A 15,237-nucleotide genomic window follows, 5' to 3' on the forward strand; every position below is an offset into this window, starting at 1 on the left:
AACTGCGTTGTCCAGCGAATACGGCGACCCCCGGCCGGCCCGGTCACGGGCGCGGCTCCTCGAGGCGGCGACCGCCCTCCTGCGCACCGGCGGTCCCAGTGCCGTGACCGTCGACGCGGTGATCCGCGCGTCCAATGTGGCCAGGGCGACGCTCTACCGGCACTATGCCAGCGGAAATGACCTGCTGGCAGCGGCATTTCACGCGCTCATCCCGCCGGCTCCCGTGCCGCTCGCCGAGGGGAACCTGCGCGAGCGGTTGATCGCGCTCGTGCGCGCGCAGGCGGAACTGATCGCCGAGGCGCCGGTCAGCCTGGCGGCCATGTCGTGGCTGACGCTCGGTGGCAACCTCGAACACCTGCCGTGGGGCACGGCGGGGACCGAGAGCATCGAGGTCCGTAACTTGCGGGAACGCGTGGCCGAGCAGTACGCCGCCCCGTTCGAGGCGGTGCTGTCCAGCCCCGAGGCTGTCGCCGAGTTGGGTGACGTCGACCGGGTCCGCGCCGCGGCGTTGTTACTCGGCCCGATCGTGCTCGGCAAGCTCAGCACCCTGCCCGACTTCGACTATCGCGAGATCGCCGTCGCCGCCGTCGACGGCTTCCTCGCGACTCATCGCATCAGCGCAGCGAGTACCGGATCGGCAGGTGCTTGAAGCCGCCGACGAACGTCGTCGCGGAAAGCTCCGGGGTACCGGCCAATTCGATCGAGTCCAGTCGGGGCAGCAGTTCGGAGAACAGGCTGTTCATCTCCATGCGCGCCAGTGCGGCACCCAGACAGAAGTGGACGCCGTAGCCGAACGCCAGGTGCTTGTTCGGCTCGCGCCCGACGTCGAACCGGAACGGATCGGTGAACACCTCTTCGTCGCGGTTACCGGAAACGTAAGCGAGATAGACGGATTCGCCCGCGGCGATCGGCACCCCGCGCACGACCGTGTCGGCGGTCGCGGTGCGCATGAATTCCTTCACCGGTGTGCTCCACCGGATCATCTCCTCGACGGCCGTGGACATCAGATCGGGATTCGCCTTCAGGCGGGCCAGCTCGCCGGGATTCTGGATGAGCGCATGCAGCCCACCCGAGATGGCGTCCTTGGTGGTGTCGTGGCCGGCGCTGGCCACGATCACGTAGTAGGACGCGGTGTCCATGTCGCTGAGCGGTTCGCCGTCGATGCGGCCGTTCGCGATCGCCGACGCCAGGTCATCGGTCGGGTTGGCCCGCCGGGATGCGGTCAGCGCGGCGAAGTACTGGAAGAAGTCGAGCAGCACGGCGAACAGCTCTTCCGGTGTCTGGCCGCGTGAGTACTCCTCGTCGTCGCCGCCGAACATCTCCTGCGTGAGGGTGTGCATGCGGTCGTAGTCCTCCTCGGGGAGGCCGAGCAGCGACATGATCACGTAGAGCGGGAACTGGATCGCGATCTCCTCGACGAAGTCGCACTCGGGGCCGATGTCGCGCATCCGGTCGACGTACCGCTTCGCGAGCTCGTCCACCCGGACCTTCAGGTCGCGCATGGCCTTGGGCCGGAACCAGTCGGCGCCGATGGCGCGGATCTTCCGGTGGTGCGGGTCGTCCATGTGGATGAGCGTGCGCAGCCCCATCCCCGCCTCGGCCTGCGCCTTCAGCAGATCTTCGGCGTCGGCTTTCATGAGCAGCGGGCGGGGCTCGCTGATGAAGAGGTTGTTGTCGCGCTCGATGGCCATGATGTCGGCGTGCTTGGTGATCGCCCAGAACGGCCGGTACGGCGGATTGTCAACCCAGGCAACGGGATTCGTAGCGCGGAGGCGGGTCAGGGCGGTGTGCAACCGGTCGTCGTCGGCGTAGGCGGAGGGGGCGGCGAGGACCTTCGCGGCCTCGTCGGTGGTGGGTGCAGTCATTGAACTCCTCACGCAGACGCAAACTTGACAGCTGTCAAGTGGAGTGTAGGTCGTTCGATGTCCGTTGGGGAGGGGGTCGCGCGAAATATTTCTGGGCTGCATTCGGTGGGCGTTCAGTACGCTGGGTGGTCGTGTCGTCCGCCCATTCGCCCAGACTGCTGCAGCGCGCTGCGGCAGTGGCTGCCGCGGTGCTGCTGGTGGCCGGCTGTGGCCTGGACTCGCACAGTGAAGGTGCGACGGTCGTCGCGCCCGACGCGGTGACCGCCGATCCGGCGCTGGTGCACACCGCATCGGGGACCGTCCGCGGGACGGTCAATCCGGACCTACGGTTCTTCGGTGGAATTCCTTATGCCGCACCACCATTGGGGCCATTGCGCTTCCGGCCGCCGGCGCCCGCGCTCGCGTGGGACGGGGCGCTCGACGGCAGCAAGCCGGGTGCGCGCTGCATCCAGGATCCCAAGGGCGACCTCGAGATGGGCCGCAACACCAGCGAGGATTGTCTGACGCTCAATGTCTGGACGCCGCCGGTGCGGGCCTCCGGTGAACGTCGACCGGTGCTGGTGTGGCTGCACGGCGGCGGGTTCATCAACGGCTCCAGCAGCATCTACAACTCGACTCGGCTGACCACACGCGGCGACGTCGTGGTGGTGACCGTCAACTACCGCCTCGGTGCGCTGGGTTTCCTGGCCCACCCCGCACTGGGTAGCGGCCCCGACGTCGGCAACTACGGGCTGGCCGATCAGCAGGCGGCGCTGCGCTGGGTGCGCGACAACATCGCCGCGTTCGGCGGCGATCCCGACAAGGTGACCATCGCCGGTGAATCCGCCGGCGGGATGTCGGTGTGCGACCACCTCGTCGCCCCCGACTCGGGCGGTCTCTTCCGCGGCGCCATCATCGCGAGCGGGCCGTGCCAGGCGCAGGGCGCACTACCGGAGGCCACGCGGGCGAGCCTGACCTATGCGCAGGCGGCGGGGTGCGGGGATGTGGCGGACGCCGCCGACTGTCTGCGCCGTCTGCCGGTCGACAAACTGCGAAAACCGGTGTGGTACTACGGGATCGGCGAGAACATGCTCAGCGGGCCCGTCTCCGGGACAACGCTGCTGCCGGTCGATCCGATGCGGGCCATCAGCGACGGCGCTGCGGCCCGGGTGCCGGTGATGATCGGTACCACCCGCGACGAGTTCACCCTCTTCGTGGCGCTGCAGTATCTCCGTGCCGGCAAGCGGTTCCATGCCGACGCCTACCCGCGCCTCCTGGAGTCGACGTTCGGCGCCGACGCCGGTGCGGTGGCCGAGCACTACCCGCTGGACCGCTACGGGGACAGCGCCGCGGTTGCCTATTCGACGGCAGTCACCGACGCCGCGTTCGCGTGCGTGGCCGACCGCATCGGCGACGCGCTGGTCGGCGATGCGCCGGTATATGGCTACGAGTTCGCCGACCCGGCGCCACCGACGCCGGATCCGTTGCGCCACTTGCCTTTCCCTGTCGGTGCCAGCCACTCGCTGGACCTGCGCTACATCTTCAACATGGGTGGCGCACCTCCGCCGACGCCGCCGCAAGTCGCCCTGTCGGATCAGATGATCGACTACTGGAGCTCGTTCGTCCGTGATGGCCGGCCGAGTGCCGACGGTGCGCCGGAATGGCCGCAGCTGGCCGGCGACGAGCATGACAGCCGCATGTCGCTGCGCCCCGATGGCAGTCGGTTGGTCACGGACTACGACCAGGTACACCAGTGCGCGTTCTGGGGGACTCTGCAGCACTGACTGCTACGTCGAACGTGGGGGATTCTGGTGACGTCAGCGGCGTGGCGTCTCGGCAGGTCGCACGCTCGACGCGCGGAAAATGCCTTGCCCGCCGAGGTTGCGTCCACTTCGATGGGGCGGCATGACGATCCGCGATGCCGACCGATTCGCCCGTGAGTGGTGTGCGGCCTGGAACGCCCACGACGTCGAGGCTGTCCTGGCGCATTTTCACGACGACGTCGTCTTCACCTCACCCGTCGCGGCGCGCGTGGTGCCCGAATCCGGGGGAGTGGTGCGGGGCAAGGACGCGCTGCGGCGGTACTGGACCACCGCGCTGGCCGCGGTGCCGGAGCTGCACTTCGAGATCGTGGCCACTTACATAGGGACGCAGGCGCTCGTCATCAATTACCGCAACCACCGCGGTCAGTTGGTCAACGAGGTGCTGATCTTCGACGGTGACCTGGTGCGCGAGGGTCACGGCACCTATCTCGATTAGGCGGGCGTCACCCACGTCGTGATGTCGGCGTGCACGACCTCTTCGCCCCGGGCGTCGACCACCGAGACCGATACGACGACGTCGGTGCCTCTCGTCAGCGTCTCGAAGTCGGGGACGTCGACCCGCGCGTGGGCCCGCAGTGAGGTGGTGGCCTTGGCCAGGTACCGCACGTTCATGGCCTTCGGGATCCAGCGGTGGCTCGTCGGCACGGTCGCTTCCATCGCCATGCCCATGGCAGCCTCGGCGGCGTTGCACGACGCGATGGCGTGCACGGTGTGCAGATGGTTGTAGACGAAGAACCACTTCGGTACCGCCACCTCGGCGTAGCCCGGCTCCATCGTCACCACCCGGGGCAGGACCGATGCGAAGTACGGCACCCGCACCATCGCGGCCGCGGAGAACAGCAGGCTGCCGCCGGGCCGTCCGGAAAGCTGCTTCCAGGCGCGGTACGTGGGGCTCAGTGTCGACATGCCTCGATCTTACTTGAAAGTAAGTTAGGCGCCGTCGCCAATTCTGCGTCGGCGGCCCGGTCCACTCGCCCTTCTGCGGCACCAGCTCAAAGTCAACGGGAGGACCGGCCAGGCGTGCGTTGAGGCGCTACCCAGGGCGCTCCTCACTCGCACCTTTGTGCCACCACTGCAGGATCAACCGGACGTCTGCGCCCACTCTCCAACCAGGGCGCGATCCACTCGAACGTCAGCGCCGTCGCCGCAGAATCAAGGCGGATTCAAGGCAGAATGAACCCGAGGTCACCGCAGGACCGGCAGTAGAACCCGGGCGCGCCGAACTGCTCCGCAGCGGATTTGGAGCGAGCCCGGATCTGGGGCATACTGTTCGGGTTGCCTTGCGCCGGGTTCGCCCGCTGCGGGCATACGACCGGCGCCCATCTCGGGCGCATCCGGTCCCAGCATCGCCCACGATGGAATTTCCAACGCGGACGACTGTGCGCAAAGGCGACACGCCCGAGCGCGGGGGTCGGTGAACCACAGAAACGTAAAGAGCGGCGGCATAGCCAGCGCGCGTCATCGGGTGTCCCGGGGCGTGCGCATCGAAGACCAGGCCCGAGCACGGGCCCGTGAGAAGTTAGGTAGGAGAAGCGTGGCGGGACAGAAGATCCGCATCAGGCTCAAGGCCTACGACCACGAGGCGATTGACGCCTCGGCGCGCAAGATCGTTGAGACGGTCACCCGTACGGGGGCAAGCGTGGTCGGCCCGGTGCCGCTGCCGACCGAGAAGAACGTGTACTGCGTCATTCGGTCTCCCCATAAGTACAAGGACTCGCGGGAGCATTTCGAAATGCGTACCCACAAGCGCCTTATCGACATCCTCGACCCCACGCCGAAGACCGTTGACGCTTTGATGCGCATCGATCTGCCGGCGAGCGTCGACGTCAACATCCAGTAGGAGACCCAGAAAAATGGCACGCAAAGGCATTTTGGGCACCAAGCTGGGCATGACGCAGGTGTTCGACGAGAACAACAAAGTCGTCCCGGTCACGGTCGTGAAGGCCGGCCCCAACGTGGTGACCCGCATCCGTACCACCGAGCGCGACGGCTACAGCGCCGTGCAGCTCGCCTACGGCGAGATCAGCCCCCGCAAGGTGAACAAGCCGGTCACCGGTCAGTTCGCCGCTGCAGGCGTCAACCCGCGCCGGCACCTGGCCGAGCTTCGTCTCGATGACGAGGCCGCCGCTGCTGAGTACGAGGTCGGCCAGGAGCTGACCGCCGAGATCTTCGCCGACGGCGCGTACGTCGACGTGACCGGCACCAGCAAGGGCAAGGGCTTCGCCGGCACCATGAAGCGCCACGGCTTCCGTGGCCAGGGTGCCGCGCACGGCGCCCAGGCAGTGCACCGTCGTCCCGGTTCGATCGGTGGCTGCGCCACCCCGGGCCGTGTCTTCAAGGGCACCCGCATGTCCGGCCGTATGGGTAGCGACCGCGTCACCACCCAGAACCTGAAGGTTCACAAGGTCGACGCCGAGAACGGTGTGCTGCTCATCAAGGGCGCCATCCCGGGCCGCAACGGTGGACTGGTGGTTGTCCGCACCGCAATTAAGCGAGGCGAGAAGTAATGACTCTCAAGATTGACGTCAAGACCCCGGACGGCAAGAAGGACGGCTCTGTCGAGCTGCCCGCCGCGCTGTTCGACGTCGAGCCCAACATCGCGCTGATGCACCAGGTTGTGACGGCCCAGCTGGCCGCCGCTCGCCAGGGCACCCACGCCACCAAGACGCGTGGCCAGGTCTCCGGTGGTGGCAAGAAGCCGTACCGCCAGAAGGGCACCGGCCGCGCCCGTCAGGGTTCGACCCGCGCCCCGCAGTTCACCGGTGGTGGCACCGTCCACGGCCCGCAGCCGCGTGACTACAGCCAGCGGACCCCGAAGAAGATGATCGCTGCTGCCCTGCGCAGCGCGCTGTCGGACCGGGCCCGCAACGAGCGCATCCACGCGATCACCGAGCTGGTGGCCGGTCAGAACCCGTCGACCAAGAGCGCCAAGTCGTTCCTGTCGTCGCTGACCGACAACAAGAAGGTGCTCGTCGTGATCGGCCGCAGCGATGTGGTCGGCGCCAAGAGCGTCCGCAACCTGCCCGGTGTGCACGTGATCTCGCCGGATCAGCTGAACACCTACGACGTGCTGAACGCCGACGACCTGGTGTTCTCGGTGGAGGCGCTGAACGCCTACATCACCGCCAACACGAAAGAGGAGGTGTCGGCCTGATGGCTACCGTGACTGATCCTCGCGACATCATCCTGGCCCCGGTCATCTCGGAGAAGTCCTACGGGCTCATCGAGGACAACACGTACACGTTCATCGTGGCGCCGGAGTCCAACAAGACGCAGATCAAGATCGCTATCGAGAAGATCTTCGACGTGAAGGTCGACTCGGTGAACACCGCGAACCGGAAGGGCAAGCGCAAGCGCACCCGCACCGGTTACGGCCAGCGCAAGAGCACCAAGCGCGCGATCGTGACCCTGTCCGCCGGCAGCAAGCCGATCGAACTGTTCGGAGCTCCGGCCTGATCGGCCGGGAGTTAAGGGATTAACTGATAATGGGAATTCGCAAGTACAAGCCGACGACCCCGGGTCGTCGCGGTTCGAGCGTCTCCGACTTCGCCGAGATCACTCGTTCGACTCCGGAGAAGTCGCTGATCCGTCCGCTGCACGGCACTGGTGGTCGTAACGCGCACGGCCGCATCACGACTCGTCACAAGGGTGGCGGTCACAAGCGTGCCTACCGCGTCATCGACTTCCGTCGCCACGACAAGGACGGCGTCAACGCCAAGGTCGCGCACATCGAGTACGACCCGAACCGCACCGCGAACATCGCGCTGCTCCACTTCGTGGACGGCGAGAAGCGCTACATCATCGCCCCCAAGGACCTCAAGCAGGGCGACGTTGTCGAGTCCGGCCCCAACGCCGACATCAAGCCGGGTAACAACCTGCCGATGCGCAACATCCCGGCCGGTACCGTCATCCACGCTGTGGAGCTGCGTCCGGGTGGTGGCGCCAAGCTGGCCCGCTCGGCCGGTGTCAGCATCCAGCTGCTCGGTAAGGAAGGCGCCTACGCCACGCTGCGTATGCCGTCGGGCGAAATCCGTCGCGTCGACGTGCGCTGCCGCGCCACCGTCGGCGAGGTCGGCAACGCCGAGCAGGCGAACATCAACTGGGGTAAGGCCGGCCGTATGCGGTGGAAGGGCAAGCGCCCGACCGTCCGTGGTGTCGTGATGAACCCGGTTGACCACCCGCACGGTGGTGGTGAGGGTAAGACCTCCGGTGGTCGTCACCCGGTGAGCCCGTGGGGCAAGCCCGAGGGCCGCACCCGCAAGCCCAACAAGCCGAGCGACAAGCTCATCGTCCGCCGCCGGCGCACCGGCAAGAAGCGCTAGGCCGGAAAGGAATAGACGATGCCTCGTAGCCTCAAGAAGGGTCCGTTCGTCGACGACCATCTGTTGAAGAAGGTCGACGCGCAGAACGAGAAGAACACCAAGCAGGTCATCAAGACCTGGTCCCGTCGGTCGACCATCATCCCCGACTTCATCGGTCACACCTTCGCCGTCCACGACGGTCGCAAGCACGTGCCGGTGTTCGTCAGCGAAGCGATGGTCGGGCACAAGCTCGGCGAGTTCGCCCCGACGCGGACCTTCAAGGGTCACATCAAGGACGACCGGAAGAGCAAGCGCCGCTAATGACTACCGTTACTGAATACCCGTCCGCGAGCGCCAAGGCGCGCTTCGTGCGTGTGTCGGCGAGCAAGGCCCGCCGGGTCATCGACCTGGTCCGTGGCAAGAGCGTCGAAGAGGCGCTCGACATCCTGCGGTGGGCACCGCAGGCTGCCAGCGAGCCGGTCGCCAAGGTGATCGCCAGCGCTGCCGCCAACGCGCAGAACAACGAGGGCCTGGACCCGACGACCCTCGTGGTCGCCACGGTCTTCGCCGACGAGGGCCCGACCGCCAAGCGCATCCGGCCGCGCGCCCAGGGGCGTGCGTACCGGATCCGCAAGCGCACCAGCCACATCACCGTGGTCGTCGAGAGCCGTCCCGCGAAGGACAAGGGCTCGAAGGCTGCTTCGGCCGGTGCCGCGCGCGCTCGTCGTGCCCAGGGCAGCAAGGCCGCCGCTGCCAAGACCGAGACGAAGGGAGGCTCGGAGTAGTGGGCCAGAAAATCAACCCGCACGGCTTCCGCCTCGGTATCACCACCGAATGGAAGTCCCGTTGGTACGCCGACAAGCAGTACGCGGACTACGTCAAGGAAGACGTCGCCATCCGCAAGCTGCTGGCCACCGGCCTGGAGCGCGCCGGCATCGCCGACGTGCAGATCGAGCGCACGCGTGACCGCGTCCGGGTGGACATCCACACCGCACGTCCGGGCATCGTCATCGGTCGCCGTGGCACCGAGGCCGACCGCATCCGCGCCGACCTGGAGAAGCTGACCGGCAAGCAGGTTCAGCTGAACATCCTCGAGGTCAAGAGCCCCGAGGGCGTGGCCCAGCTGGTGGCGCAGGGCGTCGCCGAGCAGCTGAGCAACCGTGTCGCGTTCCGTCGCGCCATGCGCAAGGCCATCCAGTCGGCCATGCGTCAGCCGAACGTCAAGGGCATCCGGGTGCAGTGCTCGGGCCGCCTCGGCGGTGCTGAGATGAGCCGCTCGGAGTTCTACCGCGAAGGTCGCGTGCCGCTTCACACGCTGCGCGCCGACATCGATTACGGCCTGTACGAGGCCAAGACCACATTCGGCCGTATCGGCGTGAAGGTGTGGATCTACAAGGGCGACATCGTCGGTGGCAAGCGTGAGCTCGCCGCCGCCGCTCCCGCCGCCGACCGTCCCCGTCGGGATCGTCCGTCCGGTACCCGTCCGCGTCGCAGCGGTTCGTCGGGCACCACGGCGACCAGCACCGAGGCCGGCCGCGCTGTGGACGTCGCTGTTGAGGCCCCCGCCGGCGATGCGCCGTCGGAAGCAACGGAGAGCTAAGCATGCTGATTCCCCGCAAGGTCAAGCACCGCAAGCAGCACCACCCGGAGCAGCGCGGTATCGCCAGCGGCGGCACCTCGGTCAGCTTCGGTGACTACGGCATCCAGGCCCTGGGCCATGCCTACATCACCAACCGGCAGATCGAGTCCGCTCGTATCGCCATCAACCGGCACATCAAGCGTGGCGGCAAGGTCTGGATCAACATCTTCCCGGACCGCCCGCTGACCAAGAAGCCTGCCGAAACCCGCATGGGTTCCGGTAAGGGTTCGCCGGAGTGGTGGGTCGCCAACGTCAAGCCGGGTCGCGTGCTCTTCGAGCTCAGCTACCCCGACGAGAAGATCGCCCGGGAGGCGCTGACCCGCGCCATCCACAAGCTGCCGATCAAGGCACGCATCGTGACTCGAGAGGAGCAGTTCTGATGGCAGTTGGAGTTACGCCTGGTGAACTGCGTGAGCTCACCGAGGAAGAGCTGACCACGCGTCTGCGCGAGTCGAAGGAAGAGCTGTTCAACCTTCGCTTCCAGATGGCCACCGGTCAGCTGTCGAACAACCGCCGGCTGCGCACCGTGCGGCAGGAGATCGCGCGGGTCTACACGATCCTGCGCGAACGTGAGTTGGGCCTGGCGTCCGGGCCGGTTGGTAAGGATTAGTCATGGCAGAAACTAAGGGCCCCAAGCACACGCCGGCCACCGAGACCGAGCGCGGTAGCCGCAAGACCGCCATCGGCTACGTGGTGTCGGACAAGATGCAGAAGACCATCGTGGTCGAGCTGGAAGATCGCAAGATGCACCCGCTCTACGGGAAGATCATCCGGACCACCAAGAAGGTCAAGGCGCACGACGAGAACGGCGACGCCGGTATCGGCGACCGCGTCTCGCTGATGGAGACCCGTCCGCTGTCGGCCAGCAAGCGCTGGCGGCTGGTCGAGGTGCTCGAGAAGGCCAAGTAGGCCTTCGCACGTGCATAGAACTGCCCCTCTCCTTCGGGAGAGGGGCAGTTTTGCATTTGGCGGGAAATTCCAGGGCGGCAATCCAATCCGGATCGGCGCCGGCTCCGAATACGGGGCATGCACACACTCGTCCTCATCGGATTCCTCGGCGGACTGATCACCGGCATCTCACCGTGCATCCTGCCCGTCCTGCCCGTGGTCCTGTTCTCCGGCACCAATCGCCGCCCCTACCTGGTGATCGCCGGACTCGTCCTGAGTTTCAGCGTGGTGACCCTCGTCGGGACCGTCGTGCTGCAACAGTTGCACCTGCCGGCCGACATCATCCGCTGGGCCGGCCTACTGACGCTCACGGCCATCGGTGTCGGGCTGATCTTCCCGCGCGTCGAGCGCCTGCTGGAAGCGCCGTTCGCGCGCCTGCCGCAACGCGACATTGCCGGCAGCCGTAAGGGTTTCGGCCTCGGGCTGGCACTGGGCGTGCTCTACGCCCCGTGCGCGGGACCCGTGCTGGCGGCCATCGTGGTGGCCGGGGCGACCGGCAACATCGGGCTGGACACCGTCGCGCTGACCGCGTCGTTCGCCGTCGGTACCGCACTGCCGTTGCTGCTGTTCGCTCTGGGCGGACAGCGAGTTGCCGAGCGCGTCAAGGCATTTCAGCAGCGACAGCGGCAGGTCCGGGTTGCTGCCGGAGTGGTCACGCTGGTCGCCGCGGTGGCGTTGGCGCTGAATCTGCCCGCCACGGTGCAGCGGAAGATTCCCGACTACACCGCGACGTTGCAGGCGCGCATCGCGCCCGCCGGCGTCGGCTTGTCGAATTGTGCCGAGGGTGCGAGTGTCCTGCAGGACTGCGGCACCGCCCCGGACATCGTCGGTATCGACAGCTGGTTCAACACCCCCGGTGATGCGCCACTCGATCTGAAAGCCTTGCGCGGCAAGGTGGTTCTCGTCGACTTCTGGACCTACACCTGCATCAACTGCCAGCGTGCGATCGAGCACATCACCGGTTGGTATGACCGTTACAAGGACCAGGGCTTCACCGTGATCGGCGTGCACACGCCGGAATACCAGTTCGAGCACGACCGTGCCGGCGTCATCAAGGGTGCCGCCGACCTGCACATCAAATACCCGGTCGCCCTGGACAACTCATATGACACCTGGCACAACTACCAGAACCAGTACTGGCCGGCCGGCTACCTGATCGACGCCGCGGGCGTCGTGCGCCATCTCAAGTTCGGCGAGGGCGACTACGACGTCACCGAGGGCATGATCCGTGAGCTGCTCGCCCAGGCCAAGCACTGACCGATGCCGCTAGGCTGCTCGACGATGGCCGCATCGTCCGAGCATGCCCCCGATCTCGGTGCCCTGTTGCGCCGCGTCGCCGACGGGGACGACGACGCGTTCGCGTCGTTCTACGACGCGACCTGCGCCCGGGTGTTCGGCCTGATCCTGCGGGTGCTGCGGGACCCCGGCTACAGCGAGGAGACGACGCAGGAGGTGTACGCGCAGGTGTGGCGCTCGGCTTCCGCTTACGACTCCGCCGAGGGTTCGGCGCTGGCCTGGCTGATGACGTTGGCGCATCGTCGGGCGGTCGATCGGGTACGTGCGGAGGTCGCGGGTACTCGGCGTGAATGGGACTACGGCACAACGCATCTCGAGAGGCCGTCGGATGTGGTGGCCGAGGCGGCGGTGCGGGGCGACGATCGCCGTCGGGTGGTGGGCTGCCTCGGCACGCTCACCGGCGCGCAGCGTGAGGCGATCGAATTGGCCTACTACGACGGTCTGACGTACGTGGAGGTCTCCGATCGGCTGTCCACGAGTCTCGGCACGGTCAAAACGCGGATGCGCGATGCGCTGCGCAAGCTGCGTGATTGTCTGGGGGAGTCATGAGCGATCCGTCGGAATTCGAACTGCTGGAGCTGGCCGTGCCGTACGCGCTCGACGCGGTCTCCGATGCCGAGCGCGCGGAGATCGACCGGCGATTGGCTGAGTCACCCCAGCCGGTGGTGGCGGCATTCCGGGCTCAGGTGGCCGAGGCTCGGGAGGCCCTCGGGACACTGTCGGACGCCACGGCCGTGCCGCCACCGGCGGCGCTGCGAGATGCTGTTCTGCGCAGCAACCGGAGTCAGGTCCGCGAACATCGTTGGCGCAAAGCGGTTCTGGCGGCGGCCGCGATACTCGCCGTGGTCGGCAGCGCGTTCGCCGCGGGCTGGATGTTGCGGCCGCCGCCCGCGCCGCCGGTCGCCGAACAGGTGATCACAGCGCCGGACGTCCGCAGCGTCTCCACCGCCCTGCGTCCCGGTGGTACCGCGACCGTCGTGTACTCGCGGACGCGCGGGGACGGCATGGTGATGTTCGATGGCGCCGCGCCGCCCCCGTCGGGCATGGCGTACCAGGTGTGGCTGATGAAGGACGGTGTTCCGGTGCAGTCGGGTCCGCCGATCCGGGAGACGCGCACGGTCATGGTTTCGGACATCGGGCGGGCCACGGCGCTGGGTCTGACGGTCGAACCGGTGGAACGTGCGGCTCATACTCCGCCCGGTGACATGGTGGGACGGGTGGTGCTGCCCTGACAAGAGATGGGTCGCCCGGTTATTTCCCGAGCAGGCGCAAAACTGTCGACTCCCTGCTGAAATGGACAGTTCTGCGTCTGCTCGCTAATTGACCACGTCCCTCATCCGAATCGGGTGAGGGGCGATTCGAATTCCATGGGACCGCAGCGATTACGCCGGATTGATCAGATTCCGCCCCGCTTTCCTAATACTCTCCAACTATGAATTCGGTGCTGATTCGTTTGTCGAGGATTCTGATAAGCGGTTTATCGGTATTGGCGCTGGGTTTGGGCGGGGCGGCCGTCGTGCACGCGGCCCCCGGGGATGCTCCGGGCGGGACGTCGAATGCTGCGTCACTGTCGTTGGATTCACTGGGATTTGGCCGATCCCTGGCCTTTTACGGCCTGCAGGCGGACACGACGCTGACGTTGCCGGTGCCGGCTGGGCTGGTGCCGGTGGCGCTGAACGGTTTTGTCGACGCACCGCCGAACCTGCTCAGTGGCGTGGTCACCGTCATCCAGGATGATCGGACCATCGCCCGTGTCCCGCTGCCGACGGCGGACCGGGCACCCATCAGCATCCCGCTGGCCGGTGTGCGGATCGTCGACAACTCGGCGACCATCCGGCTGCATGTGAATCTGACGCCACCGCAGGACAATTGCGTTTTCGATCCGGCAAATCCGTTGCGCCTGAACGATATCGGTCTGGCATTCGCGGGTGCCGAAGCACCACCGCGGGCGGTCGGCGAGTTCCTGCCACCGGTGCTGCAACAGCTGACCGTATTCATTCCGAGTGCGCCGAGCTCGGTCGAGTCGGATTCCGCGGTCAAGCTGACGGCGTTGATCGCCGCGCATTACGGCAGGCAGCAGACGAGGATCACCCTGCGAACCCTGGACGGATCGACCGTACCGCCGGCAGCAGCCGCACCGTTCGAACGGCAGATCGTGATCCGCGAGGGCAAGGACACCGGTGTTGTGCTGCAACCGGGGCCTGGCTTCCCATCGCTGTTGATCACCGGCCCCTCCGGCGCGATCAGTAATCAGATCCGACTGATGACCAGCAAGCTGTGGACTCTGGCGTTGAGTTCGAAAGCCGTTGCCGGGCCTCTGGTTCCGGTCGCCCAGTTGGTTCCGGACCTCACCACCATCCGCGACCTGGGGCAGCCGGGCGTGAACGCGACGGCGCTGACCAACCCGCGGGTGGTGATCCCACTGGATCAGACCCGGATCGGCCGCGCAGTGCGGGGCGTCCGAGTGCATCTGCAGGGTTCGTACACGCCGCTGCCGTCGAATCTCGGCGGACAGGTCACCGTCGGCGTCGGCGGCAACAACCTGGTGCGCTGGGCGACGGACAACACCGGCACCATCGATCGCTGGATCGACATTCCCGACCGAATGCTGACCAGATTCACCGATCTAAATGTCGCGATCGAAGCGACCGGCAACACCGGGCGATGCGGGGAGTACCAGCCGATCACACTGACCATCGACGGTGCCACCGAGGTGCAGAGCGGACTGGCCGATCCACCTGTCCCGCTGGGCTTTCAGTCCTTGCCGCAGGCGCTGATGCCGCGGGTGCTGGTCGGCATGAAGGGCGGCAACGCCTTTGCCGACACCGCGCGCGCCGTCGAGATCGTGGCCGGCTTGCAGCGGCTGAGCGCACGTCCCCTGGACCTGGAGGTGGTGCCGTTCCCGCAGGCCCTCTCCGCCGCGCAACCGGCTCTGCTGATTGCGGCGGACGGCTGGGATCAGAACGACCTCACATTGCCGGTATCGGCCGGTGCACAGGGGCCCATCACAGTTGCGGCCAGCGACGGCGCGGGAGGACCGGCCACGTTGACGCTGGACCCGGCGCAGCGCTTCGGCTCGCTGCAGACGCTTTACCACGGCGGCCGGGTGCTGTTGGTCGCGACATCGAACGGTGATGCCGCCCAACTGGATTCGTTGTTGAGCTGGCTCGGGCGGGATAACCAGACCTGGTCGGCGCTGGACGGCATGGCACTGGTGGCGATGCCGGGCCATGACCCGGTATTGGTCAAACCCGACCCGACGCAGGCGCAGGCCCCGTCTCCGGGCCTGCCGGCGTGGGCGCTGTGGCTCGGTGGTGGGGTGGTGGCAGCGGGCGCCGCGGCGCTGGGCCTGGCGCTGGTGCGCCGCCGCAAGAAGGCCGACTGAC

The 15,237-nt window shown here is 66.9% G+C and carries 19 protein-coding genes and 1 pseudogene; 18 read left to right on the forward strand and 2 right to left on the reverse strand.

The window, feature by feature from the left end:
• The first annotated feature begins 7 nt into the window (after window positions 1-7).
• Window positions 8-649 carry a TetR/AcrR family transcriptional regulator gene (locus ACJH6J_RS04910; protein WP_226519498.1) on the forward strand — a complete coding sequence of 214 codons (642 nt, stop codon included), beginning with the start codon at window positions 8-10 and terminating at the stop codon, window positions 647-649.
• Here the strand turns inward: ACJH6J_RS04910 and ACJH6J_RS04915 are convergent.
• A complete protein-coding gene (locus ACJH6J_RS04915) occupies window positions 615-1,865 on the reverse strand; it encodes a cytochrome P450 (RefSeq protein ID WP_226519497.1) in 1,251 nt (416 codons plus the stop codon). The two genes, ACJH6J_RS04910 and ACJH6J_RS04915, sit on opposite strands and share 35 nt — an antisense overlap.
• Before the next feature lie 125 nt (window positions 1,866-1,990).
• On the opposite strand from ACJH6J_RS04915, the gene ACJH6J_RS04920 reads away from it, so the two are divergent.
• Together ACJH6J_RS04920 and ACJH6J_RS04925 are read left to right on the forward strand one after the other, a co-directional pair.
• Window positions 1,991-3,628, forward strand: a complete 1,638-nt coding sequence (locus ACJH6J_RS04920; RefSeq protein WP_226519496.1) for a carboxylesterase/lipase family protein — start codon at window positions 1,991-1,993, stop codon at window positions 3,626-3,628.
• 121 nt (window positions 3,629-3,749) lie between these two features.
• Window positions 3,750-4,103 (forward strand): nuclear transport factor 2 family protein, encoded by a 354-nt coding sequence (locus ACJH6J_RS04925; RefSeq protein WP_226519495.1) that lies wholly within the window; start codon window positions 3,750-3,752, stop codon window positions 4,101-4,103.
• On the opposite strand, the gene ACJH6J_RS04930 is transcribed toward ACJH6J_RS04925, so the two are convergent.
• Complete coding sequence (locus ACJH6J_RS04930) at window positions 4,100-4,573, reverse strand: hotdog fold domain-containing protein (protein ID WP_406803610.1); 474 nt, start codon at window positions 4,571-4,573, stop codon at window positions 4,100-4,102. The two genes, ACJH6J_RS04925 and ACJH6J_RS04930, sit on opposite strands and share 4 nt — an antisense overlap.
• Window positions 4,574-5,201: 628 nt before the next feature.
• Here ACJH6J_RS04930 and rpsJ point away from each other — a divergent pair.
• From rpsJ to ACJH6J_RS05005, 15 genes and pseudogenes are all read left to right on the forward strand, one after another.
• A complete protein-coding gene (gene rpsJ, locus ACJH6J_RS04935) occupies window positions 5,202-5,507 on the forward strand; it encodes a 30S ribosomal protein S10 (RefSeq protein ID WP_003883485.1) in 306 nt (101 codons plus the stop codon).
• A gap of 13 nt (window positions 5,508-5,520) precedes the next feature.
• A complete protein-coding gene (gene rplC, locus ACJH6J_RS04940) occupies window positions 5,521-6,174 on the forward strand; it encodes a 50S ribosomal protein L3 (protein ID WP_406803611.1) in 654 nt (217 codons plus the stop codon).
• The gene (gene rplD / locus ACJH6J_RS04945) at window positions 6,174-6,821 is read left to right on the forward strand and encodes a 50S ribosomal protein L4 (protein WP_406803612.1); all 648 of its coding nucleotides are present in this window, start codon (window positions 6,174-6,176) and stop codon (window positions 6,819-6,821) included. Before rplC ends, rplD begins: the two co-directional genes overlap by 1 nt.
• Complete coding sequence (gene rplW, locus ACJH6J_RS04950; protein ID WP_029119743.1) at window positions 6,821-7,123, forward strand: 50S ribosomal protein L23; 303 nt, start codon at window positions 6,821-6,823, stop codon at window positions 7,121-7,123. Before rplD ends, rplW begins: the two co-directional genes overlap by 1 nt.
• A 29-nt stretch (window positions 7,124-7,152) precedes the next feature.
• A complete protein-coding gene (gene rplB, locus ACJH6J_RS04955) occupies window positions 7,153-7,989 on the forward strand; it encodes a 50S ribosomal protein L2 (protein ID WP_061002785.1) in 837 nt (278 codons plus the stop codon).
• A gap of 18 nt (window positions 7,990-8,007) precedes the next feature.
• Window positions 8,008-8,289, forward strand: a complete 282-nt coding sequence (gene rpsS, locus ACJH6J_RS04960; protein ID WP_020101403.1) for a 30S ribosomal protein S19 — start codon at window positions 8,008-8,010, stop codon at window positions 8,287-8,289.
• A complete protein-coding gene (gene rplV / locus ACJH6J_RS04965; protein ID WP_212806912.1) occupies window positions 8,289-8,753 on the forward strand; it encodes a 50S ribosomal protein L22 in 465 nt (154 codons plus the stop codon). The genes rpsS and rplV overlap by 1 nt, the downstream gene beginning before the upstream one ends.
• Complete coding sequence (rpsC, locus tag ACJH6J_RS04970; RefSeq protein ID WP_061002779.1) at window positions 8,753-9,568, forward strand: 30S ribosomal protein S3; 816 nt, start codon at window positions 8,753-8,755, stop codon at window positions 9,566-9,568. The genes rplV and rpsC overlap by 1 nt, the downstream gene beginning before the upstream one ends.
• Window positions 9,569-9,570: 2 nt before the next feature.
• Window positions 9,571-9,987 carry a 50S ribosomal protein L16 gene (gene rplP, locus ACJH6J_RS04975; protein ID WP_020101406.1) on the forward strand — a complete coding sequence of 139 codons (417 nt, stop codon included), beginning with the start codon at window positions 9,571-9,573 and terminating at the stop codon, window positions 9,985-9,987.
• Window positions 9,987-10,217, forward strand: a complete 231-nt coding sequence (gene rpmC / locus ACJH6J_RS04980) for a 50S ribosomal protein L29 (protein WP_061002778.1) — start codon at window positions 9,987-9,989, stop codon at window positions 10,215-10,217. The genes rplP and rpmC overlap by 1 nt, the downstream gene beginning before the upstream one ends.
• 2 nt (window positions 10,218-10,219) lie before the next feature.
• The gene (gene rpsQ, locus ACJH6J_RS04985; protein WP_212806911.1) at window positions 10,220-10,516 is read left to right on the forward strand and encodes a 30S ribosomal protein S17; all 297 of its coding nucleotides are present in this window, start codon (window positions 10,220-10,222) and stop codon (window positions 10,514-10,516) included.
• Window positions 10,517-10,633: 117 nt separating this feature from the next.
• Window positions 10,634-11,797: pseudogene (locus ACJH6J_RS04990) on the forward strand (cytochrome c biogenesis protein/redoxin); the annotation flags it as partial.
• A gap of 39 nt (window positions 11,798-11,836) precedes the next feature.
• A complete protein-coding gene (gene sigK, locus ACJH6J_RS04995; protein WP_226519493.1) occupies window positions 11,837-12,400 on the forward strand; it encodes an ECF RNA polymerase sigma factor SigK in 564 nt (187 codons plus the stop codon).
• Window positions 12,397-13,083 (forward strand): RskA family anti-sigma factor, encoded by a 687-nt coding sequence (locus tag ACJH6J_RS05000; RefSeq protein WP_226519492.1) that lies wholly within the window; start codon window positions 12,397-12,399, stop codon window positions 13,081-13,083. The genes sigK and ACJH6J_RS05000 overlap by 4 nt, the downstream gene beginning before the upstream one ends.
• 254 nt (window positions 13,084-13,337) lie before the next feature.
• On the forward strand, window positions 13,338-15,236 hold the full coding sequence (locus ACJH6J_RS05005; RefSeq protein WP_318985761.1) for a hypothetical protein: 1,899 nt from the start codon (window positions 13,338-13,340) through the stop codon (window positions 15,234-15,236).
• Window position 15,237 lies beyond the last annotated feature (1 nt).

The sequence above is a fragment of the Mycobacterium sp. SMC-18 genome, from assembly GCF_045310895.1.
In the GTDB taxonomy this organism is placed as follows: domain Bacteria; phylum Actinomycetota; class Actinomycetes; order Mycobacteriales; family Mycobacteriaceae; genus Mycobacterium.